The 20,911-nt window shown below is 74.7% G+C and carries 19 protein-coding genes; 8 read left to right on the top strand and 11 right to left on the bottom strand.

Translation table 11 applies throughout. From position 1 onward, the window contains the following. Window positions 1-39: 39 nt before the first annotated feature. The gene (locus AB0D08_RS23010) at window positions 40-813 is read right to left on the bottom strand and encodes a hypothetical protein (protein WP_033821141.1); all 774 of its coding nucleotides are present in this window, start codon (window positions 811-813) and stop codon (window positions 40-42) included. After that, window positions 810-1,700: a hypothetical protein gene (locus tag AB0D08_RS23005; protein ID WP_033821142.1), complete on the bottom strand. Its 891-nt coding sequence runs from the start codon at window positions 1,698-1,700 to the stop codon at window positions 810-812. Before AB0D08_RS23005 ends, AB0D08_RS23010 begins: the two co-directional genes overlap by 4 nt. Window positions 1,701-1,942: 242 nt before the next feature. On the opposite strand from AB0D08_RS23005, the gene AB0D08_RS23000 reads away from it, so the two are divergent. Continuing rightward, complete coding sequence (locus tag AB0D08_RS23000) at window positions 1,943-3,262, top strand: MFS transporter (protein WP_149038224.1); 1,320 nt, start codon at window positions 1,943-1,945, stop codon at window positions 3,260-3,262. Window positions 3,263-3,286: 24 nt separating this feature from the next. Here AB0D08_RS23000 and AB0D08_RS22995 read toward each other — a convergent pair whose 3' ends face one another. Next, the gene (locus AB0D08_RS22995) at window positions 3,287-4,543 is read right to left on the bottom strand and encodes a SpoIIE family protein phosphatase (RefSeq protein WP_359891190.1); all 1,257 of its coding nucleotides are present in this window, start codon (window positions 4,541-4,543) and stop codon (window positions 3,287-3,289) included. An 81-nt stretch (window positions 4,544-4,624) separates the two neighbouring features. After that, window positions 4,625-5,356, bottom strand: coding sequence for an alpha/beta fold hydrolase (locus AB0D08_RS22990; protein ID WP_233289073.1), 732 nt, complete (start codon window positions 5,354-5,356; stop codon window positions 4,625-4,627). Window positions 5,357-5,520: 164 nt separating this feature from the next. On the opposite strand from AB0D08_RS22990, the gene AB0D08_RS22985 reads away from it, so the two are divergent. Next, window positions 5,521-6,402, top strand: coding sequence for an S-methyl-5'-thioadenosine phosphorylase (locus tag AB0D08_RS22985; RefSeq protein WP_033821144.1), 882 nt, complete (start codon window positions 5,521-5,523; stop codon window positions 6,400-6,402). Between the two features lie 60 nt (window positions 6,403-6,462). On the opposite strand, the gene AB0D08_RS22980 is transcribed toward AB0D08_RS22985, so the two are convergent. Both AB0D08_RS22980 and AB0D08_RS22975 read right to left on the bottom strand, forming a co-directional pair. After that, on the bottom strand, window positions 6,463-7,329 hold the full coding sequence (locus tag AB0D08_RS22980; protein ID WP_033821145.1) for a leishmanolysin-related zinc metalloendopeptidase: 867 nt from the start codon (window positions 7,327-7,329) through the stop codon (window positions 6,463-6,465). Between the two features lie 253 nt (window positions 7,330-7,582). After that, the gene (locus AB0D08_RS22975; RefSeq protein ID WP_033821146.1) at window positions 7,583-8,914 is read right to left on the bottom strand and encodes a chloride channel protein; all 1,332 of its coding nucleotides are present in this window, start codon (window positions 8,912-8,914) and stop codon (window positions 7,583-7,585) included. Window positions 8,915-9,183: 269 nt separating this feature from the next. Between AB0D08_RS22975 and AB0D08_RS22970 the strand changes: the two genes are divergently transcribed. Then, a complete protein-coding gene (locus AB0D08_RS22970) occupies window positions 9,184-9,741 on the top strand; it encodes a gluconokinase (protein ID WP_033821147.1) in 558 nt (185 codons plus the stop codon). A 185-nt stretch (window positions 9,742-9,926) separates the two neighbouring features. Beyond that, window positions 9,927-10,682, top strand: a complete 756-nt coding sequence (locus tag AB0D08_RS22965) for a 2-hydroxyacid dehydrogenase (protein ID WP_149038225.1) — start codon at window positions 9,927-9,929, stop codon at window positions 10,680-10,682. A 35-nt stretch (window positions 10,683-10,717) separates the two neighbouring features. On the opposite strand, the gene AB0D08_RS22960 is transcribed toward AB0D08_RS22965, so the two are convergent. After that, entirely contained in the window at window positions 10,718-11,671 is a 954-nt protein-coding gene (locus tag AB0D08_RS22960) for a DUF389 domain-containing protein (protein ID WP_359891185.1), read from the bottom strand. Between the two features lie 266 nt (window positions 11,672-11,937). On the opposite strand from AB0D08_RS22960, the gene AB0D08_RS22955 reads away from it, so the two are divergent. From AB0D08_RS22955 to AB0D08_RS22945, 3 genes are all read left to right on the top strand, one after another. Continuing rightward, complete coding sequence (locus tag AB0D08_RS22955) at window positions 11,938-12,777, top strand: SDR family oxidoreductase (protein WP_359891182.1); 840 nt, start codon at window positions 11,938-11,940, stop codon at window positions 12,775-12,777. Between the two features lie 68 nt (window positions 12,778-12,845). After that, complete coding sequence (locus AB0D08_RS22950) at window positions 12,846-14,327, top strand: cytochrome ubiquinol oxidase subunit I (RefSeq protein WP_033821151.1); 1,482 nt, start codon at window positions 12,846-12,848, stop codon at window positions 14,325-14,327. Continuing rightward, window positions 14,315-15,361: a cytochrome d ubiquinol oxidase subunit II gene (locus tag AB0D08_RS22945; RefSeq protein WP_033821152.1), complete on the top strand. Its 1,047-nt coding sequence runs from the start codon at window positions 14,315-14,317 to the stop codon at window positions 15,359-15,361. The genes AB0D08_RS22950 and AB0D08_RS22945 overlap by 13 nt, the downstream gene beginning before the upstream one ends. Before the next feature lie 31 nt (window positions 15,362-15,392). Here the strand turns inward: AB0D08_RS22945 and AB0D08_RS22940 are convergent, their stop codons facing one another. Further along, a complete protein-coding gene (locus AB0D08_RS22940; RefSeq protein ID WP_033821153.1) occupies window positions 15,393-15,887 on the bottom strand; it encodes a hypothetical protein in 495 nt (164 codons plus the stop codon). Between the two features lie 64 nt (window positions 15,888-15,951). Here AB0D08_RS22940 and AB0D08_RS22935 point away from each other — a divergent pair, with 64 nt between their 5' ends. Then, window positions 15,952-16,548, top strand: a complete 597-nt coding sequence (locus AB0D08_RS22935) for a TetR/AcrR family transcriptional regulator (RefSeq protein ID WP_033821154.1) — start codon at window positions 15,952-15,954, stop codon at window positions 16,546-16,548. 13 nt (window positions 16,549-16,561) lie between these two features. On the opposite strand, the gene AB0D08_RS22930 is transcribed toward AB0D08_RS22935, so the two are convergent. The 3 genes from AB0D08_RS22930 to AB0D08_RS22920 are packed head-to-tail and all read right to left on the bottom strand — an operon-like array spanning window position 16,562 to window position 20,899. After that, the gene (locus tag AB0D08_RS22930) at window positions 16,562-18,142 is read right to left on the bottom strand and encodes a GMC family oxidoreductase (RefSeq protein WP_033821155.1); all 1,581 of its coding nucleotides are present in this window, start codon (window positions 18,140-18,142) and stop codon (window positions 16,562-16,564) included. Window positions 18,143-18,164: 22 nt separating this feature from the next. Next, window positions 18,165-19,085 carry a cyclase family protein gene (locus AB0D08_RS22925; protein WP_033821175.1) on the bottom strand — a complete coding sequence of 307 codons (921 nt, stop codon included), beginning with the start codon at window positions 19,083-19,085 and terminating at the stop codon, window positions 18,165-18,167. Further along, the gene (locus AB0D08_RS22920; RefSeq protein WP_033821156.1) at window positions 19,082-20,899 is read right to left on the bottom strand and encodes a glycoside hydrolase family 15 protein; all 1,818 of its coding nucleotides are present in this window, start codon (window positions 20,897-20,899) and stop codon (window positions 19,082-19,084) included. The genes AB0D08_RS22925 and AB0D08_RS22920 overlap by 4 nt, the downstream gene beginning before the upstream one ends. Window positions 20,900-20,911: the final 12 nt, after the last annotated feature.

Below are 20,911 nucleotides of genomic sequence, written 5' to 3'. Positions count from 1 at the left end.
ACCGGCCCGGACGGCCGCCGTTTCCCGCCACCGGGGCCCTCAGCGCGGCTCCTCGCGCCGCCCGGCGGGCTCCTGGCCGAGCAGGGCCGCGACGGTGTCGCGCGGGCTCCGGTTGCGGCCCGCCTTCGGCACCAGCCGGGCCGGGTCGGCCGAGTCGCGGACGAAGGCGTGCAGCCGTTCCCGGTGGGCGGCCAGCACGAGGTCGGTCCGCTCCCCGGCGATCTCCGCCGAACCGTCGGTCGTGTAGTGGACGGCGGTCAGCAGCGCGGAGCGCTCGGCCGCGGCGAGGACGGCGTCGGCGTCGAGCGCGGCGTCGGACGGCGCCCAGGGCCCCTGCGGCAGCCAATCGGCGACGATCCGCAGCGTCTCCTCCAGGGTGCGCAGCGACAGTTCGTGGACCCCGAGCGCGTCGATCCGCACCATCAGGCAGATCCGCTCCGGCTGGGGCAGGACGAGGACGCGCCACGGCTCGCCCGGCCGGGCGCCGGTGATCCGCGCGTCCAGCACCATCCGGGCCCGCCGCTGGAAGGTCACGGCGATGCCGAGGTCGCCGCGGACCTGGATCTGGTCCGCGCCGGAGCCGGGCACCAGGAGCTGCCGGGCGGCGAGCGAGCGGACCGCCTCGGCCAGCACCTCGTCCGCGGGGCGGGCCTCCAGGAAGTCCACCACCGCGTCCACCACGGTCAGTTCGGCGCTGGTGTAGGCGCCGAGCGGGACCGCTCCGGTGTGCACCAGGCCCACCACCGCCGTGACCAGTCCCTCCGGGACCGAGACGGATCCCGCCTGCGGCTCGTGGCCGTCGCTCTCGGTCACCGGTCCTCCCGGGTCGGGCGCGTCCCGGGCGGCGGCTGCTCGCCGGGGGTGAACAGGATCCGGGCGGCGGGCGGCAGCGGCGCCTCGCTGATCCACACCTGCGAGTTGCCGAACAGCCCGCGCCCGGCGCGGTCGGACAGGGTCTCGCCGAGCTCGTCCGAGGGGTCGGCCAGCTCCGGTGGCGGGAACCGGACGGCCAGGTCCGCGGAGGCCGAGGTGGTGTCGTCGTCGGCCTCGATCCGCCGCAGTGCGACGGCCAGCGCGCGGGAGACGGCCGGCGCCAGCTCGGTCGGGGCGGTGACGGCGGGGGAGAGGTACATCGGCCGCCGCTCGGTGACCCGGGACAGCCCCCAGGGGCCGACGTTGCTGCGGGTGACCCGGTAGACCACGTAGTCCATCAGGTGCCGGACGTCGTCCAGGGTCGGCAGCTTGCGCGCGCCGAACGCGGCCGGGGTCTTCTCCAACTGCAGCCAGGTGCCGGTCGCGGTGCGGCCGTGCAGCTTCTCGCGGACCACCAGGCCGCGCATGCCGATGTCGGGGTAGCGGGTCTTGTCGATGTCGCGGTGGTGGCTGGAGATCCGCCGGTGGCTCACCTCGGGGAACAGCCAGGTCTCGTACAGCCGCGGGTCGTCGACCAGGACGTGGCCGCCGCACAGCACGTCGTGCAGCTGCGGGACCTGCAGGCCGTTGCCCTCCAGGTCGGCCAGGATCGCGGCCTCCTGGGGGCTGAGGCCCGCGGCGGCGGCGAGCAGGCCCTTGCGGTAGGTGCCGTTCTGCGCGGTCAGCTGGATCAGGATGCGGACCCGGTCGCGGGTCTCCTGCGTCCGGCGCTCGCGCTCCGCCCGCTCGGCGCGGCGTCTGCGGCGGCGTCCCTGTCCACTGGCCATGGGATTCAGTACAGCACCGGCGGGGGGAGCCCGCGCCCGAGGCCGTGCGCACGGCTGGGCGCACGGCCGGGCGGTGGCGCCCGGTGTGCCCGGCGGGGGAGCCCGGGGCGCGGCGGGCACGGGCCGGGCCGCGCTGACCCGTTCGGGTGCCGTCCCCGCGGAACAGGTGGGCCGCGGGGCGTCCGTTCCCTTGGCAGCGCCGGGGCAGGCCCCTACACTCAGGCCGAACGCGAGCCAAGCTCATGTTCCTCGAGGAGGCGGAGATCAGCGGAGCCGAACCCCGGGCGGCGGCCCCGGCCGCACCCGCCGCCCAGCCCACCACCCCGCCCACCACCGCCGCGCTCGCCGAGCCCGTGACCCCGGTCCGGGCCGGCTGGACCGCCACCCTCAGCCTCGCCTCGCTCGCCGTCTTCCTGGGCTTCTTCACCCCCATCCAGATCCTCCTGCCGCTCCAGCTCGAACAGCTCGACCCGGGCCGCAAGGCCGAGCTGCTGGCCTGGGTCACCGGCACCGGCGCCCTGGTCGCGATGGTCGTCAACCCGCTGGCCGGCGCGCTCAGCGACCGCACCCACTCCCGGTACGGCCGCCGCCGCCCCTGGATCCTCGGCGGCGCCCTGCTCGGCGCCGCCGGACTGCTGGTCACCGCCGGCGGGCACGGCCTGCCCGGGATCACGGCCGGCTGGTGCCTCGCCCAGACCGGCCTCAACGCCATGCTGGCCGGGGTCACCGCCCCCGTCGCCGACCAGGTGCCGCTCTCCCAGCGCGCCCAGGTCTCCGGCTGGACCGGCATCAGCCAGTCGCTGGGGCTGGTGGTCGGCGCGCTGCTGGTCACCCTGGTGGGCGGCGGCGTGCCGGCCGGCTACGCCCTCACGGCGGCGCTCACCGTGGCACTCGCGCTGCCGTTCGTGCTCGGCCACCGCGAGCCGGTGCTGCCGCGCGGCGCCCGCGCGCCGTCCGGCCGCCGCGTGCTGCTCACCGGCTACTGGGTCAGCCCGCGCCGCCACCCGGACTTCGGCTGGTCGTGGCTGACCCGGTTCCTGATCAACCTGGGCAACGCGCTCGGCACCCTCTACCTGCTCTACTACCTCACCGACGCCGTCCACCTGGCCTCGCCCGACCAGGGCGTCCTGGTACTCACCGCCGTCTACACCGCGGCCGCGCTGCTCACCGCGATCCCCTCCGGCCTGATCTCCGACCGCACCGGCCGGAGGAAGCGGCCGGTGGTGGTCTCCTGCCTGACCATGGCGGCCGCCGCCGTGATCCTGGCGCTCTGGCACAGCTGGCCGGCCACCATGGCCGCGGCCGCCGTGCTCGGCGCGGGCTTCGGGATCTACCTGGCGGTCGACCAGGCGCTGGTCACCCAGGTGCTCCCGGCCGCGGCCGACCGCGCCAAGGACCTCGGCGTGATCAACATCGCCAACTCCGCGCCGCAGGTGCTCGCCCCGGCGCTGGCCGCACCCCTCGTCGCCCACCTCGGCGGCTACACCGGCCTCTACCTCGCCACGGCCGCCGTCACCCTGCTGGCCGGCGCCCTGGTGCACCGGATCCGCGGCGTCGCCTGACCGGGCCCGGCCGGGGCGCGGCCGTCACAGCCGGACCACCACCAGGGCGGTGTCGTCGTCGGCGCCGTCGTCCCCGCCCGGGAAGAGGTCGTCCAGCAGCGCGTCCGCGAGCAGGTCGGGGGTGGCTGCCCGGTGCCGTGCGGCGCTGTCGACGAGCCGCCGGATCCCGGTGTCGATGTCCTCGCCCCGCCGTTCGACCAGACCGTCGGTGTAGAGCACCAGCGTGGCACCGGGACCGAACCGGACCGTCGCCTCCGAGCGGTCCGCGGACGGCGGCCACGCCCCGAGCGGCGGGTCGGTCGCGGCGTCCAGCAGGTCGACCCCGCCGTCGGCGTGGACCAGCACCGGGGGCAGGTGCCCGGCACAGCTGTAGACGACCGTGCCCGCCGCACGGTCGATGACGGTCTGCACGGCCGTGGTGGCCAGCGCGCCCTCCAGCCCCGAGGAGAACCGGGTCAGCGTGCGAAGCGCCTCGGCGGGCCGCCCGGTGGCGCGGATCGCCGCGTTGAGCGCGCTGTGCAGCTGCCCCATCACCCCGGCGGCCTCCAGACCGTGGCCCACCACGTCGCCGACCGCCACCGCGATCCGGCGCTCGTCCAGGTCGAGCAGGTCGTACCAGTCGCCGCACACGTTCAGCGATCCGGTCGCCGGCCGGTAGCGGACCGCCGCGAACGACCGGTGCGCGGGCGCCAGCACGGGCAGCATCGCCCGCTGCAGGCTGACCGCGACCGCCCGCTCGCGGGCGTGCGCCAGCCGCAGCTCCGCGTTGAGCTCCTGGAGTTCCTGGGCGCGGGCGAACAGGTCCGCCGCCATCTGCTCCTCGTGGGTCAGCTCGCCGCCGGGCGCCTCGCCGGTGCGGTGCGCCTTGAGCTGCTTGACCAGCGCGGTGACCTCCTCCACCCGGTGGACCACCAGCGCCACCCGGCCGTCGGGGCCGAGGACCGGCGTGTTGACCGGGCTCCAGTACCGCTCCTCGAACTCGCCGGGGCGGTCGGGCAGCTCGACGTCGTACTTCTGCAGTGCCATGCTGTCGGGCGCGCCGGTGAGGACCACCCGCTCCAACGAGGCCCGCAGGGTCCGCACGCCGCTCGCCTCCGGGTCCGCCGGATTGTCCGGGAACACGTCGAAGACGTACCGGCCGGCCAGGTCCGCCAGGGTCCGCCCGGATGTCCGCAGGTACGCCTCGTTGGCGTCCACCATGACCAGGTCGGGGGTCAGGATCAGGGTCGGGCTGGGCAGGGCCCGGAACACCGCCCCGTAGTCCACGCCCGGCCCGGTCACCCGGTTCCTCGCTCACGTCGCATCGTGGCCGCCAATCTACGCCCGCCCCAGGCCGGTCGCAGGCGCCCGCGTCCGGGAGTGCTAACGCGTCAGCGACAGCTGGAGGCCGCCCTCCAGCGGGGAGCGCAGCGTGAGGGCGGCGGCCACCTCGGCGGGCAGCTCGTCGAGGCCGAGCAGGCCGGCGCTGAGCCGGGCGGCCGCCCGGTGCCAGTCGCCGGCCCGGCGCAGCAGCGCGTGGCCGCTGCCCTCGACCCGGTAACCGGCCACCTGGGCGCCCGCGGCGCGGGCCCGGCCGGCGAACAGCAGGGTGTCGGCGGGGGCGGTGACCCGGTCGCGGTCGCCGTGCAGCATCAGCAGCCGGCGCCCGGCCAGGTGCTCGCATGGCTCCTTCTCGGGGCACCACGGGGCGAGCGCGACCACGCCGGTCACGCACGGGTGCCCGGCGGCCCGCAGCGCCGCGCGTCCGCCCATCGAGTGGCCGATCAGCACGGTCGGGACCGGGCCGAGCTCCTCGGTGAGGTCGGACAGCGCCGCGAGGGTGTCCCTGGCCGGGTCGGCGCGCTCGCCGTTCCAGCCGCGGCAGCGGTAGCGGACCGTTCCGACGGCGACCCCGCCGCCGGCCGTGGCCCGCTCCACCGCGCAGCTGAAACCGCGCATCCGCAGGCCCGGCAGGTTGACCGGGCCGGGGGCGCGCAGACCGTCCACCTGGCCGCCGTGCAGCACCAGCACCGCGGCGCTCGGCGACTCGGGCCGTACCCGCCACACCAGGGCGCGGTGCGCACCGGCCCGCGGCGGTGCCGTCCGTCTGTCCACGCAGTCACTCCCGTCGCTCCGGGGTGTCACTCTACGCGCCGCCGTCCGCGAACCGTAAGCATCGTCCGGGGATCCCGGGCCGCGGTGGCTCCTAGGGTGGACGACGGGTCCGCCGGGCCCCGCGCCGTTCACCCGCACGTCAACCCGCAAGGAGACAAGAGCCCATGGCCGACTCGGTATCAGGTCCGCTGTCAGCAGGTCCCGCAGGTCCCGCAGGTCCCGCCCGGGCCGAACTCGGCGTGATCGGCGGCTCCGGCCTGTACGCGCTGCTGGAGGACGTCACCGAGGTCACCGTCGACACCCCGTACGGGCCGCCCAGCGACTCGGTCTTCCTCGGCGAGGTGGCCGGCCGTCCGGTCGCCTTCCTGCCGCGCCACGGCCGCGGCCACAGCCTGCCGCCGCACCGGATCAACTACCGCGCCAACCTGTGGGCGCTGCGCTCGCTCGGGGTGCGGCAGGTGCTCGGGCCGTGCGCGGTGGGCGGGCTGCGCCCGGAGTACGGACCGGGGACGCTGGTGGTGCCGGACCAGTTCGTGGACCGGACGGCCGGGCGGGTGCAGACCTTCTACGACGGGGTGCCGCTGCCGGACGGCTCGCTGCCGTCGGTGGTGCACGTCTCGGTGGCCGACCCGTACTGCCCCGACGGGCGGGCGGCGGTGCTGGCCGCCGCCCGCGGGCACGCCTGGGAGCCGGTGGACGGCGGCACCCTGGTGGTGGTGGAGGGCCCGCGGTTCTCCACCCGGGCGGAGTCACGCTGGTTCGCCGCGAACGGCTGGTCGGTGGTCGGGATGACCGGCCACCCCGAAGCCGTGCTCGCCCGCGAACTGGGGCTCTGCTACAGCTCGTTGGCGCTGGTCACCGACCTGGACGCGGGGGTGGAGAGCGGCGAGGGCGTCACCCACACCGAGGTGCTGGCGGTCTTCGCGCGCAACGTCGACCGGCTGCGGACCGTGCTGTTCTCGGCGCTGGCGGGCCTGCCCGCGCACCGGGACTGCGTCTGCTCGCACGCCCTGGACGGGCTGGAGACCGGCCTGCCAGCGCACTGACCGCCCGCCGGCCGGCCCGGACGGGCCCGCGCCCGGCCGGGTCGGGGCGGCGGCGGTCCGTCAGGGCCGCCCCGCGGGCCGCCCGGTGGGGATGACCGGCAGCACCACACCGCCGTTGACCAGGCCGCTGCGGGCCACACCCGCGCCCGAGGAGGCGATGCCGAGCAGGTCCGGCAGGTCGTACGGGTCGGCGGCGTCGAGGTCGACCTGGTAGCCGATGTCCTCCAGGCTCGCCACGGTGAGCCGGCTGAGCGGGTTGCCGGGGCCGGCGATGGACGGCGACATCAGCTCGTTGCTGAACACCGACTCCCGCCAGTGACTGTCCCGGGAGCCCGGGCCGCCGACGTTCGCCACCGGTACCGCGACCGCCTCGCCGCCCTTGCCGAGCAGCTTGCCGAACTCGGCCTCGGCGCTGCGCCCGGTGAAGGTCGGGTTGGTGGTCCCGGCCCCGGCCAGCAGGCCGAAGGCGTTCCACGTGGTGCCGATCCCCAGGACGTGTCCCATCTCGTGGGTGATGACGTCGACCAGGGTGCCGTCGGCCTCCATCTGCTCCAGGTCGGCCGAGTCGAAGCGCATCGTCCCCTTCGCCGGGAGGCCCGCGCCGGAGACGGCGGACGCGTCGCGGAAGTCGGTGGGGCCCGCCATGCCGAGGATGTTCCCGGTGCCGTCGATCTCGACGCCCTCGGCCTCCACCAGCAGGTCGTCGATGACGTCGGAGCCGACCACCGCGGTGTCCAGGTCGCCGACGATGACCTGGGCCCAGCGGTCGGCGGCCTTGGCGAAGGCCTTCTCCTGAGTCTCCGTCAGCCCGCCGAGGAACCTCACCTCGATCGTGAACGGCGAGGTCGTCGCGGCGATCTGCTGTGCTCGGGCGAGGTCGGCGACCGCTCGGTAGGTTCTGAACGTGCCTGTGCTGTACTTGCCCATGACCACTCCAGACAGGGTGTGGATCCGTGCCGAATCCCTCCCTCAATCCACCGTAGGCGCACCGCCGGTACAATGCGCGCCCGCTGCCGGACCCGCCGCCGGGCCCCGGGCCGGCCGGTCACGGAGCGCTCCGCGGATCCGCTACCGGCCGTGCCCGCAGGGCGGTTGACCGTCACCCGGGGTACCGGAAGGGCGCTCCGCCGCTACCCGCCGTACCCGACGGGCCGTCGGCCGCTACGCGCGGTGGCGGCCGTCACTTCGCCGGGGCGGCGGGCTTCGGCAGCAGCCGGGACGCGGTCACGTGGCAGACCACGACCGAGACGATCACCAGCGGCATCACGGTGACGCCGTCGGAACCCAGCAGCAGCGTGGCCAGCAGGGTCGAGGTCATCGGCAGCCGCAGCAGCGCCACCGACATCGCCCCCATCCCCATCGCCGCCGCGGACACGTACGGCAGCCCCGGCAGGTGCGACATCGCGAGCCCGCCCGCCGCGCCCAGGAACATCGCCGGGAAGATCGGACCGCCGCGGAACGCCGACAGCGACACGCAGTACGCGATGCTCTTGCAGGCCACCAGCAGCACCAGGGTCGCCGCCGTGTAGTCGCCCTGGTGCAGCAGCAGTTGGGGCAGCGCGTCCTGCCCGGAGAACAGCACGTCCGAGTCGGCCTTCCCGGTGCCCTCGGCGTACGCGATGGCGACCCCAGCCACGACCAGGCCCATCACCGGGGTCCACCACAGCCGCCGCCGGCCCACCCGCGGCTCGAACCACCGCGCCGTGCGCTGCACCCCGATGCCGAGGAACGCCGCCGCGACGCCGATCACCAGCGCCCAGCCGAACTGCGCGATGTCGGCGCGGCCGACCGGCGGCAGGCTCGGGATGACGAGGGTGACGTTGCCCAGTCCGGTCCACGAACCGAGCCCGGTGAAGATCAGCGAGCCGACACCGGAGGCCAGCAGCCCCGGGAGCAGCACCACCCCCATCGTGGGGCCGCCCAGCCCCGACGCCTCCATCAGCAGGAACGCGCCGAGCAGCGGCGAGCCCAGCAGGGCGCTGATCGCCGCGAAACTGCCGGAGGCCGCCACCACCGCCTGCGCCCGGCCGTCGGCGTCCGGCCGCAGCAGCCGGAAGGCGTACAGCGCGATCCCGCCGCCGAGCGCGATCAGCGGCGCCTCGGGGCCGACCACCGCACCGAGCCCCAGCGAGGCCAGCGCCGCGAAGAGCACCCCCGGCAGCTCGGCCGCCGACGGCGCGCCCTTGGTGTTGAGCCCCTCGGCCGGCTCGTGGCCGCCGTTGCCCGGCAGGTAGCGGATGGTCAGCGCGACCAGCACACCGGACACCGCCAGCAGCGGCAGCGGCCACCACGGCGGCGCCCCGTCGAAGCCGAGCGAGGTCGGCAGGTCGTCGAAGACGGCGTGCTGGATCTTCGCCACCAGTTGCAGGAAGCCCCACGCGCCCGCCGACAGCACCACACCCAGCACCGCCGCGACCACCAGCAGAGCGAGGTACCCCCGGCTGCGCAGCACCGCCGACGGGTCGGCGGCCAGTGCGCCCTCAGCGCCGCCCGGCGGCTGGTCCGATGCCATCCAGCAGGCCTCCTCGTCACCGTCCCGCGGGGCATGGCGCCCAGGGTCCGGGTCGATGATGCCAGCAGTACGGGCGGTTCATCCGCATTCGTCCCCGCGGCCCTGACGGCGGGTCGGCGCCCCGGCACCCGCGCGCTGCTCCGCACGGGTGATCCGGGCCGCCCGGCCGGGTGGCCCGACGGGCACCACGGCGCGGCGCGGCACACCGGGGTGCTTGGCTCCTGCCACGGGCCGCACCGGCCCGGCGGGCCGAGGGACGGGGAGCGACGGTGGCGACAGAGGCGGATCCGGGACCCGGACCCACCGTCCTCGTGGTGCTCGGCGTGGCCGGCTGCGGCAAGAGCACAGTCGGCGCGCTGCTCGCCGAGCGGCTCGGCTGGGCTTTCGAGGACGCCGACGACCTGCACGCCCCGCAGGCCCGCGCCAAGATGGCCGCCGGCCACCCGCTCACCGACGAGGACCGCAGGCCCTGGCTGCTCGCCGTCGCGCACTGGGCGGACGAGCGGATCGCGGCCGGCGAGTCGGCCGTGGTGGCCTGCTCCGCGCTCCGGCGCTCCTACCGCGACCTGCTGCGCGAGGGCCGCCCGCAGGTCCGCATGGTGTACCTGAAGGCCGACCGCGCGCTGGTCGCCGAGCGGCTGACCGAGCGCCACGGCCACTTCTTCCCGGCCCGGCTGATGGACAGCCAGTTCGCCGAACTCGAGGAGCCCGGCCCGGGGGAGGACGTCGTGGTGGTTCCGGTCGGCGCCGGCCCCGACGACAGCGCCGCACGGACGGCCGACACCGCGCTGGCGCTGCTGGCCGCCGAGCGCCCGGACACGCCGTGACGGGCCCCGCCCGGATCCTGCTCCCGTACCCGCTCGCCGACCTGGGCGCCCCCCTGCCCGGTCCGCCCGAGGCGCTGGTCTGGGACGGCGCCGCCGAGCCGCCCGACGCGGCCGCGCTGGCCGGCATCGAGTTCTTCGTCATCCCGTACACCCGCACCCACCGCGCGCTGCCGCTTCTCGGCCTGATGCCGCGGCTGCGGGTGGTGCAGAGCCTGAGCGCCGGAGTCGAGGAACTGCTCCCGCACGTCCCGCGCGGCGTCCTGCTGTGCAACGCGCGCGGGGTGCACGACGCCAGCACCGCCGAGCTGGCGCTCACCCTCACGCTGGCCGCGCTGCGCGGCGTTCCCGGCTTCGTCCGGGCCCAGCAGGAAGGCCGCTGGGAAGGCGGCTGCCACCCCGCGCTCGCCGACCGCACCGTGCTGCTGGTCGGGTACGGCGCCATCGGCCAGGCGGTGGAGGCCCGGCTCGCCCCGTTCGAGTGCACCGTGCTGCGGGTGGCCCGCACCGCCCGGCCGGGCGCCCGCGGCGAGGTGCACGGCCTGGCCGACCTCGACACCCTGCTGCCCCGGGCCGACGTGGTGATCCTCACCGTGCCGCTGACCGCCGCCACCCGGGGCCTGGCCGGCCGGGACTTCCTGGCCCGGCTGCGCGACGGCGCGCTGCTGGTGAACGTCGCCCGCGGCGCGGTGGTGGACACCTCCGCGCTGCTCGCCGAACTCGCCACCGGCCGGCTCACCGCGGCCCTGGACACCACCGACCCGGAGCCGCTGCCGCCCGGCCATCCGCTCTGGCACGCCCCCGGGGTGCTGATCAGCCCGCACGTCGGCGGCAACAGCACCGCGTTCCGCCCGCGGGCGCTGCGGCTGATCCGGACCCAGCTCCAGCGCCACCTGCGCGGCGAGCCGCCGCTGAACCGGGTCGGCCCGGCCGCCGAGGCCTGACCCCGTCGGGCCTGACGCCTTCGGGTCTGACGCCTTCAGGCCCGGTGCGAGCTCCGCTCACGGCTCTCGATCAGCCGCCAGATCCGGTGCTGGCCCTTCAGCGTGAGCACTCCGACCACGATCAGCACGACGATGTTGAGCAGCAGCTGCGCCAGCGCCCCGCGCGCCTCCGTGAAGCTGGAGAACGCGCAGGAGACCCCGACGTCGGCCGCCGCCGGGATGGTGGTGACGGAGATGAACACCCCGAGCAGTGCGCTGGTCCTGGCCTGGGTCAGCGAGACGATCCCGACCACACCGGCCAGCACCGCCACCACCACCGAGTAGAAGTTCGGCGTGTCGATCAGGTCGGACACCGGCCGGAGGCCGAGCGCGAACGCCGTCGGCTGCAGCCCCAGCCCCCGGACCAGCAGCGCGAACAGGAAGGTGGCCAGCACCGCCGAACCGAAGCCGATCAGCAGCGCCAGCAGGCCCTGCCGGACCCGGCGCCGGTTGCCGTGCTCCAGGCCGAGCGCCACGCTGGTGATCGCCCCGTACTCGGGTCCGACCACCATCGCCGCCACGATCAGGATCTGCGAGTTGGTGATGATCCCCACCGCGCCGATGATCCCCGCCACCGTCAGGTACAGGTAGAAGCTCGGCAGGTAGGTGCCCTCGGCGCGGATCCGGGCCTCCACCTCCTCCCACACCGGCGCGTGCGCCAGCGGGCCGAGCCGGCCCGACTCCGCCGCGGCCGCCGGGCCGGACAGCGCCATCTCCACCGGCTCCACCACGATCGACCCGCGCCGCTCCACCTCCAGCGCGCGCAGCCGCCGCAGCAGGCCGTTGGCCGCCCCGGCCAGCACGTCGCACTCGACTGCGTCGCCCGCGGGGTGCCGGGCCGCGGCCGGGAGCACCACCAGGTTGAACACGTAGCGGTCGTCGGCCAGCGTGCGGAGCGTCGCGGCGGCGAGGTCCGGCGGCACCACCAGCCGGACGTGGAGCATGTCCATCCGGCCATCCTGGGCCAGCCGCCCGGCCGGCCCGCCCCGAGCGCGGCGCCGCGCCACCAACGAGCGACGCCCGCTGGGCCGCCCGGGCGACCCGGATCCCCCTGTTCCGGCGGCGCGGTAGGCCGGTGGTGTGACGTACGCCCCCGGATCGGTGCGGCCCGCGTGCCGGTCGGACCCCGGGCACCCGCACGGTGGTTTGGTCCTCGGGAGGACCCGCGGTCCTCACCGGCCCGCGGGGCCGGCCCGACGGCAGGAGGAGAGACCCGGTGGCAGCAGGCGACGGTACGGGGCGCACGGCGGTCTCCGCGCAACTCCTGAAGGGCCAGAAGGCGCTGGTGACCGGCGCCAACTCGGGCATCGGCAAGGCGACCGCGATCGCGCTCGGCCGGGCCGGCGCCGACGTGGTGGTCAACTACGTGGCCGGCGCCGACGCCGCCGCCGAGGTGGTCGCCACCCTCCAGGGGTTCGGGGTGCGGGCCTACGCCCACGAGGCGGACGTCTCCGACGAGGACCAGGTGGTGGCGATGGTCGCCCGGATGGTCGAGGAGTTCTCCACCATCGACATCATGGTCGCCAACGCCGGACTGCAACGGGACGCGCCCTCCACCGAGATGACGCTCGCCCAGTGGCAGAAGGTCATCGACGTCAACCTGACCGGCCAGTTCCTGTGCGCCCGCGAGGCCGCCAAGGAGTTCGTCCGCCGGGGCGTGGTGCCGGAGGTCTCCCGGTCGGCCGGGAAGATCATCTGCATGAGTTCGGTGCACCAGATCATCCCGTGGGCCGGCCACGTCAACTACGCCTCCTCCAAGGGCGGCGTCGGCATGCTGATGCAGACCCTCGCCCAGGAGCTCGCCCCGCAGCGGATCCGGGTCAACGCGGTCGCCCCCGGCGCCATCCGCACCCCCATCAACACCGACGCCTGGTCCACCCCCGAGGCCGAGGCGGAACTGCTCAAGCTCATCCCGTACCGCCGGGTCGGCGACCCGGACGACATCGCCAACGCCGTCGTCGCCGTCGCCTCCGACCTGCTCGACTACGTGGTCGGCACCACGCTGTACGTCGACGGCGGGATGACCCTCTTCCCGGGCTTCGCCACCGGCGGCTGACCCGCCGCCACCCGACCCCGCCCCCGGTCCGGGCCCCGGCCGGCCCCCGGTACGAGACAGAGGCACCCATGCACGGCACCGCCGCCCTCCTCGCCGGCACCCCGCCCCAACTCCTGCCCGCACGCGAGCTGATGGCCTTCTCGCTGGCCACCCACATCCTGCTGGTCCCGTTCGGCGTCGCACTGCCGTTCATCACCCTGCTGATGCACCTGCGCGGGCTGCGCCGCCAGGACGCGACGGCGATGCTGCTGGCCCGGCGCTGGTCGGCGGTGATGGCCGTGCAGTTCGCCATCGGCGTGGTCACCGGCACCGTGCTGTCCCTCGAGTTCGGGCTGCTCTGGCCGGGCATGCTGGGCCGCTGGGGCGATGTGTTCGGCCTCGGGTTCGGCGTCGAGGCCTGGGCGTTCTTCCTGGAGGCCGTCCTGATCGCGATCTACCTGTACGGCTGGCGGCGGCTCAAGCCCTGGACGCACTTCTGGCTCGGCGTCCCGCTGCCGCTGACCGCGCTGATGGGCGCGTTCGGCATCGTCGCCGCCAACTCCTGGATGAACACCCCGCAGGGCTTCACCCTCGACGCCGAGGGCAACCCGGTCGGCGTCAGCGTCCGGCAGGCCGTGTTCACGCCCATGTTCGGCCCCGAGTACTGGCACTTCGCGGCCGCGATGTTCCTCACCGCCGCCTACGTGACCGCCGGCGTGTACGCGGTAGGCCTGCTGCGCGGCCGCCACGACCGCTACCACCTGCTCGGCTTCACCGTTCCGTTCACCGTCGCCGCGATCCTCACCCCGATCCAGTTCGTGCTCGGTGACTCCATCGCCCGTTCGGTCTTCCACAAGCAGCCGATCAAGTTCGCCGCCACCGAGCTGGTCTGGGACACCGACACCCACGTCCCCGAGTACATCTACGGCCGGCTGAACGAGGACGGCACCATCTCCGGCGGCCTGAAGATCCCCCAACTCGACTCCATCCTGGCCGGGTTCAAACCAAGCACCCAGGTCACCGGCCTCAGCTCGGTCGCCGCGGACGACCGTCCGACCGCCCTCCAGGCCACCATCGCGCACTGGGCCTTCGACACCATGGCCGTCATCGGCAGCCTGCTGATCCTGCTCGCCCTCTGGTACGGGTGGATCCGGCTGCGCCACCTCGACCTGCCCCGCTCACGATGGTTCCTGCGCTGCGCCGCCGTCGCCGGGGCCGCCTGCCTGCTCACCGTCGAGTGCGGCTGGATCACCACCGAGGTCGGCCGCCAGCCGTGGATCGTCTACAACAACATGCGGGTCGCCGACGCCGTCACCGGCACCCGGGCCGGCTCGCTGTGGGCGATGCTCGGCATCGTCATCGTGGTCTACGCGGCGGTGATCGCCGGATTCCTCACCGTGCTGCTCAAGATGCGCACCCGCTGGCGCGCCACCGACCTCGACACCGCGGGCCCGGCCGGCGCCGCACCCGAGGCCGACACCCCGTACGGGCCCCGCGGCGACCGGCTGCCCGCCACCGTCGACGGCGGCCGCGACCGCACCCCCGGAGGTGGGGCCCGATGGCCGAGGTGATCGCCTGGGTGCTGGTGCTCGCCGTCGCCGCGTACGCCTGCGCGGGCGGCACCGACTACGGCGCCGGGTTCTGGGACCTGCTGGCCGGCGGAGCGCGGCGCGGCGAGCGGCCGCGCTGGCTGATCGACCATGCGATGGCCCCCGTCTGGGAGGTCAACAACGTCTGGCTGGTCTTCGTGCTGGTCGTGATGTGGACCGGCTTCCCCACCATGTTCCAGGCGGTGTTCACCGCGATGTGGCTGCCGCTGGCGCTCGCCGCGGTCGGCCTGGTGCTGCGCGGCGCCGGCTTCGCGCTGCGCAAGCCCACCCGGCGTCTCGCCCGGCGGCGGATCTACGGCGCGACGTTCGCCGTCGCCTCCCTGGTCACCCCCTTCTTCCTGGGCGCCGTCCTCGGCGGCATCGCCTCCGGCCGGGTCGCCGTCGGCACCCCCGCCACCGCCGACGCCTGGGCCAACCCCACCTCCGTCCTGGCGGGGCTGCTGGCCATCGCGGCCACCGCCTTCCTCGGCGCGGTGTTCCTCTGCTCCGACGCCCGGCGCTTCGGCGCCGACGACCTGGTCGGCTACTTCCGGCTGCGCGCCCTGTGCGCGCTGGGCGCCGTCGTCGTGCTGGCCCTGATCGGCCTGCCGGTCACCCACGACGACGCCCGCTACGTCTGGGACGGCCTGACCGGCGGCGCCGGGCTGGCGCTGATCCTGCTGGCCGCGGCGGCCGGCGCGGCCACCGCCGTGCTGCTGCTGCGCCGGGCCCACCGCTGGAGCCGCTGGACAGCGTCCGCCGCCGTCGCCCTGACCGTCGTCGCCTGGGGCTTCGCCCAGCGCCCCTACCTGCTGCCCACCACCCTGACCGTCGCGGACGCCGCCGGCGACGGGGACACCCTGACCTGGCTGCTCATCGTCACGCTGGTCGCCGTGCTGCTGGTCGGGCCCGCGCTGGTCCTGCTCTTCTGGCTGGACACCCACGGCGAACTGGAACCGCTGACCGACGCCGACACCGGCACCACCGGCCACGCCAAGGGCGACGACCTGCCCTGACCCTCCGCCCCGCTGAACGGTGGCCGGGCCGTCAGCGGGCGAGCGAGCGCAGCAGGCGGACGTACGGGGACCAGCGGGACGGCCGGGACACCGTGCCGGTGCAGGCCTGTTCGGCGCGGTCCAAGGCGTCCTCCAGGCAGGCGTCGTGCATCCAGCGGAAGGCCAGCGGCCAGCTCAGCCGCGCGGGGCCGCCGGTCCGCATGGCGAGGGTGTGCCGCAGGACCGTGCGCCCCCCGTCCAGCGGCAGCGCCGTGAACTCGTGGAAGCCGTCGAAACCGCGCGGCCCGCTGAAGGCGAACCGCACCCAGGTGCCGGGCACGTACGCGGTGACCGTGTAGCGGACCGGTCCGTGGCCGCCCACCGCGCCCGCCGCCAGCGGGCGGTCGAACTCCATCGCGGGCCACTGGGCGTGCGGCCACAGCCGGTCCGGCCGGCCGGCCGTCCCGCCGGACAGGCCGTCGATGAGCGCGCCCACCTCGCCCGGGTCGGCGGCCAGCACGCGCTCGTGCACGTTGTAGACGGGCATGGGTCCCCCTCGGAAGCAAATTAGAGAAGTCTCTCTAGTTGTTCTGGAGGCTACTCTCTTATTCATGGCGCGACCACCCCGCTTCGACACCGGCCAACTCCTCGACGCCGCGGTCCTCCTCGCCGCCACCGGCGGCCCGGCCGACGTGACCATGACCGCCGTCGCCCAGGCGGTCGGCGCGCCGAGCGGCTCCGTGTACCACCGCTTCCCCGGCCGGACCGCCCTGCTCGCCGAGGTGTGGCTGCGCAGCGTCGAGCGCTTCCAGGACGGCTACTTCGCCGCGCTCGGCAGCGACCCCGACCCGCGGCTCGCCGCCCGCGCCGCAGCCCGGCACGTGGTCTCCTGGAGCCGCGCCCACCCGCAGGAGGCCGCGCTGCTCCTGTACGGACCCGGGGAGTTCGGCCGCGCCGACTGGTCCGAGGCCCACAAGGACCGTGCGGACCTGGGCAATCAGCGCGTGTTCGGCTCCCTCGCCACCCTCGCCGAAGCGCTCGGCGCGGCCGGCCCCCAGGACCGTGACCGGGTCGTCCTGGCCCTGATCGACCTGCCGCTGGCCGTGGTCCGCCGCCATCTGCGGGCGGGCGACCCGCTGCCGCCGTACGCCGAGGAGCTCGCCGAGGAATCCACGGCGACACTCCTCGCCCGCCCCTGCGCCGGGTAGCCGGCCGGGCCGGTCAGTTCAGGCGGGCCAGGAGGTGGTCGCCGACCCGCAGGGCGTTGGCGATGGCGGTCAGGGACGGGTTCACCGCGCCGATGCTCGGGAAGAAGCTGGTGTCGACCACGTACAGGTTGTCCAGGTCGTGGGCCCGGCAGTCGACGTCGAGTGCGGAGGAGGCGGGGTCGGTGCCGAAGCGCACGGTGCCGGCCTGGTGGGCGGTGGCGCCGATCGGCATGCCCTTGTGCAGGTAGATGCTGTGGTCGAAGAGCCGGCGGGGGTGCATGCCGAGGCTGTCGAGCATGCCGCGCAGCCGGTGCTGGAGGCGTTCCAGTCCGGCGGTGTTGTTGTGCTCGTCGATGGACAGGTGGATGCGGCCCTCGCCGTCCAGGGTGACCCGGCTGTCGGGCAGCGGCAGGTCCTCCCCGCACAGCCAGAAGTCGACGGCGTGGTGCGCCAGCACCTCGAACGGCATCCGCGGCGAGGCCTTGCCCGCCCAGCGCGGCGCTTCCCCGCGGATCTGTTCGGCGTCGGACTTGCCGAGCATCTGGATGCCGCCGAGCGGGTACTCGAAGTCGTCCGCGCCGAGGTACCAGTCGTTGAGGGCGAGGGTCTTCTGGAACACGGTGGGGTTGGGTTCCCGGGAGACGGCCATCAGGGCCAGGTTGTTGTGCCGCATGTAGTGCCGGCCGACCACGTCCGAGCTGTTGGCCAGCCCGCGCGGATGCCGGTCGTTGGCCGAACGCAGCAGCAGCGCGGCCGAGTTGACCGCACCGCAGGCGACCACCACCAGGTCGGCGGAGAACCGCTCGGTGCTCCCGTCGGCGAGTTCGGTGACCACCGCGGTGACGGTCCGCCCGTCCGGGCCGGTCTCCAGCCGGCGGACGTCGGCCCCGGTCAGCAGCGTGAGGCCCGGGTGCTGCAGGGCGGGGTCGACGCAGATCACCTGGCTGTCCGACTTGGCGTTGAGCAGGCACGGGAAGCCGTCCACCCGGCTGCAGCGGATGCAGGCGCTGGTGTGGGCCGCCCGGCCGTCCGCGTCCTGGGTGAGGTCTACCCCGATCGGCAGGTGGAACGGGTGCAGGCCCTGCTTCTCCAGGTCGTCGCTGAGCTGCTGGATCCGCGGCTCGTGGGCGACCGGCGGGTACGCGTAGTCAGCGCCGGCCGGGCCCTCGGTGGGGTCCTCGCCGTGCCGGCCGTGCACCAGGTAGAGGTGCTCGGCCTCGGTGTAGTACGGCTCCAGGTCCTCGTAGCGGATCGGCCAGGCCGGGGAGATGCCGTCGTGGTGGTGGAGTTCGCCGAAGTCCTCGGGGCGCAGCCGGAACAGTGCGGCGCCGTAGAACTTGGTGTTGCCGCCGACGTAGTAGTTGACCTCCGGGGTGAACTCCTTGCCGTGCCGGTCGTACCAGGTCTCCGGGGCGAGGTACCTGCCCTGGACGAAGACCGCGGTGGAGTCCCAGTTGTCCAGCTCGCGGGGTAGGTAGCCGCCGCGTTCCAGCAGCAGGATCCGCTTGCCGGAGGGGGCGAGGCGGTGGGCGAGCGTGCCGCCGCCCGCACCGGTGCCGATGATGATCACGTCGTAGTGCTGGTTCTCGGTCACGGTCCTGCCTTTCGTGCCGTGCTCACATGATCGCGATGGGGTTGACCGGCGAGCCGGTGGCGCCGGGCAGTCGCAGGGGGGCCACCACACACAGGAACGACCACCGGCCGGCGGCCGCGCAGGCCGCTGCCAGGTCCTCGAACTGCAGGTAGTCCAGGAGGTGCAGGCCCATCGCGTGGACGGCGAGCACGTGCACCGGGTACGCGACGCCCTCGGTGGTGCTGGGCGCCGCGTCGTTGTTGCCGTCGCCGCCGAGCGCGGTGACACCGCGCTCGGCGAGGAACTCCATGGCGCTCGGGTGCAGCCCGGCGCGGGTGACGGCGGCGTCCCACGGGCCGAGTTCGGTGCGCCGCCGCCGGTGCCCGACCCGGACCAGCAGAATGTCCCCGGCGCCCACCCGGACGCCCTGGGCCCGTTCGGCGGCGGCCAGTTCGGCGGCGCCGACGTGTTCGCCGGGCTCCAGCCACGGCACGCCGCGCAGCCGGGGGAGGTCGAGCAGCACCCCCCGGCCGACGATGCCGTCCCGGGCCGCCTCGACGCTCAGCGCCCGCGCACCGTCCGGGGCGAGGGTGTCGGCGGGGACGCCGTCGTGCAGCGTGCCGTGGTAGACGACGTGGCAGAGCGCGTCGAGGTGGCTGTCGGCGTCGCCGTGCACGTTCATGGCGAACCGGTCCCGGGCGAAGTCCAGGCCGTGCGGGTCGACCGCGCCGCGGACGGCGCCGGTCATCTCGTGCCGGGCGGGCTCCGGGTCGTCCGGGCCGGCCCGGGTCTCCACCGGCGCGGCCAGGCCCACCGTCCGCCCGGAGCGGACCTCGGCCGCGGCGGCCACCACCTGCTCGGGGGTGGCCGCGGCCGGGCCGCCCGGTCGCCGGACCCGTGCGTAGAGCGCGGCGAACTCCCGGGCGTCGAGCGCCCCGGGGGCCGGCGGCGGGCCGGTGCTCAGCGCCCCTCCAGCTCGTCGAGCGCCTCGTCCAGTGTGGTGGCCGCCATGATCAGCGACAGGTGGGTGAACGCCTGGGGGAAGTTGCCCAGTTGCTCGCCGCTCGGGCCGACCTCCTCGGCGAACAGGCCGACGTGGTTGGCGTAGGTCAGCATCTTCTCGAAGGTGTACCGGGCCAGCGGCACCCGCCCGGCGCGGGCCAGCGCGTCCACGTACAGGAAGGTGCAGAGGCTGAAGGTGCCCTCCGAGCCGCGCAGGCCGTCGGGGGAGGCGGCCGGGTCGTAGCGGTAGACCAGGCTGTCGGAGACCAGCTTGCGGTCCATCGCGTCCAGGGTGGACAGCCAGACCGGGTCGCGCGGGGCGATGAACTTGACCCGCGGCATCAGCAGCAGCGAGGCGTCCAGCACGTCCGCGCCGTACTGCTGGACGAAGGCCTGTTCGGTCTCGCTCCAGCCGCGTTCCATGATCTGCTCGAGTACGGCGTCCCGGGCCGCGGCCCATTTGGCGGTGTGGGCGGGCCGCCGGAACGCGTCGGCGAGCTGCAGGCCGTGGTCGAGCGCGACCCAGCACATCAGCCGGCTGTAGGTGAAGTCCTTACGTCCGCCGCGGGTCTCCCAGATGCCCTCATCGGGCCGGTCCCAGGACTCGGCCAGCCAGTCCAGCGTCGAGGACAGCGCCTGCCAGCCCGTGTAGGTGGCCTGCTGCACGATGGCCTTGCTCTGTGAGAGCGCGTACATCGCCTCGCCGTAGATGTCGAGCTGAAGTTGGTCGGCGGCGCCGTTGCCGGCCCGGACCGGGAAGGAGCCCCGGTAGCCCTCGAAGTGGTCCAGGTTGATCTCCGGCAGGTCCGGGTCGCCGTCCACCCGGTACATGGTCTTCAGCCGCTCGCCCTCGGTGCCCGAACGCTCGTGCAGCCGGGCGACCAGCCAGTGCACGAAGGCCGTGGCCTCGTCGACGAAGCCCAGGTCGAGCAGCGCCCGGACGGACAGCGAGCCGTCGCGCACCCAGGTGTAGCGGTAGTCCCAGTTGCGCTCCCCGCCGACCTGCTCGGGCAGGCCCATGGTCGCGGCGGCGATCAGCGCGCCGGTGGGGTGGTAGGTGAGCAGCTTGAGGGTGATCGCGGAGCGGTGCACCAGCTCGGGCCAGCGGCCGCGGTACCGGGAGGTGTGCAGCCAGCGCTGCCAGAACTGGGCCACCCCCCAGGTCTGTTCCTCGACCTGCTTGCGGTCCAGCGGCGCGGGCGGCTCGCCGTCCGGGTCGCAGACGGTCAGCACGGCGCCGCCGACCTCGCCGGCGGACAGGGTGAGGGTGCCGCGGATGTCCCGGCCGTCGCGCTCCAGCGGGAAGGTGCTCTGCAGGTGCGCGGCGATCCCGGGGGCGCGGAACACCGCTCCGGCCTCGCCGAGCGAGCTCTCGTGCTCGGCGCGGCCGTAGTCGAACCGGGGCCGGCACTCCAGTTTGAACGTCACCGTGCCGCGCACCGTGCGCACCAGCCGGACCAGGGTGTGCCGGTCGCTCGCGGGGCCGGTCAGCGGCGGCATGTAGTCGACCACCTCGCCCACGCCGTCCGGTGACATGAAGCGGGTCACCAGTACGGCGGTGTCCGGGTAGTAGAGCTGTTTGCAGATGGCGTCCGGCTGGTCGGGGGCGAGCAGGAAGTAACCGCCGCGGTCGTGGTCGAGCAGCGCGGCGAAGATGCTCGGCGAGTCGAACCGCGGGGCGGCGAACCAGTCGATCACGCCCTGGGAGGAGACCAGGGCGGTGGTCTGCAGGTCGCCGACCAGGCCGTGTTCGGCGATGGGAGGGTAGCGGTCCATGGCTGGCTCCGA

Origin of the sequence: Kitasatospora sp. NPDC048540, assembly GCF_040651175.1 — a bacterium.
Classification (GTDB): domain Bacteria; phylum Actinomycetota; class Actinomycetes; order Streptomycetales; family Streptomycetaceae; genus Kitasatospora.
This window is presented reverse-complemented; position numbering and strand designations above follow the sequence as displayed.

Bases quoted from the DNA above. Each gene is read 5' to 3' on its own strand.
- AB0D08_RS22935 (WP_033821154.1), top strand. From the start codon at position 15,952: ATGGCGCGACCACCCCGCTTCGACACCGGCCAACTCCTCGACGCCGCG.
- AB0D08_RS22945 (WP_033821152.1), top strand. From the start codon at position 14,315: ATGGCCGAGGTGATCGCCTGGGTGCTGGTGCTCGCCGTCGCCGCGTAC.
- AB0D08_RS22965 (WP_149038225.1), top strand. From the start codon at position 9,927: ATGCCGCGGCTGCGGGTGGTGCAGAGCCTGAGCGCCGGAGTCGAGGAA.
- AB0D08_RS22980 (WP_033821145.1), bottom strand. From the start codon at position 7,329: ATGGGCAAGTACAGCACAGGCACGTTCAGAACCTACCGAGCGGTCGCC.
- AB0D08_RS22920 (WP_033821156.1), bottom strand. From the start codon at position 20,899: ATGGACCGCTACCCTCCCATCGCCGAACACGGCCTGGTCGGCGACCTG.
- AB0D08_RS22985 (WP_033821144.1), top strand. From the start codon at position 5,521: ATGGCCGACTCGGTATCAGGTCCGCTGTCAGCAGGTCCCGCAGGTCCC.
- AB0D08_RS22960 (WP_359891185.1), bottom strand. From the start codon at position 11,671: ATGGACATGCTCCACGTCCGGCTGGTGGTGCCGCCGGACCTCGCCGCC.
- AB0D08_RS22940 (WP_033821153.1), bottom strand. From the start codon at position 15,887: ATGCCCGTCTACAACGTGCACGAGCGCGTGCTGGCCGCCGACCCGGGC.
- AB0D08_RS22975 (WP_033821146.1), bottom strand. From the start codon at position 8,914: ATGGCATCGGACCAGCCGCCGGGCGGCGCTGAGGGCGCACTGGCCGCC.
- AB0D08_RS22950 (WP_033821151.1), top strand. From the start codon at position 12,846: ATGCACGGCACCGCCGCCCTCCTCGCCGGCACCCCGCCCCAACTCCTG.
- AB0D08_RS23000 (WP_149038224.1), top strand. From the start codon at position 1,943: ATGTTCCTCGAGGAGGCGGAGATCAGCGGAGCCGAACCCCGGGCGGCG.
- AB0D08_RS23005 (WP_033821142.1), bottom strand. From the start codon at position 1,700: ATGGCCAGTGGACAGGGACGCCGCCGCAGACGCCGCGCCGAGCGGGCG.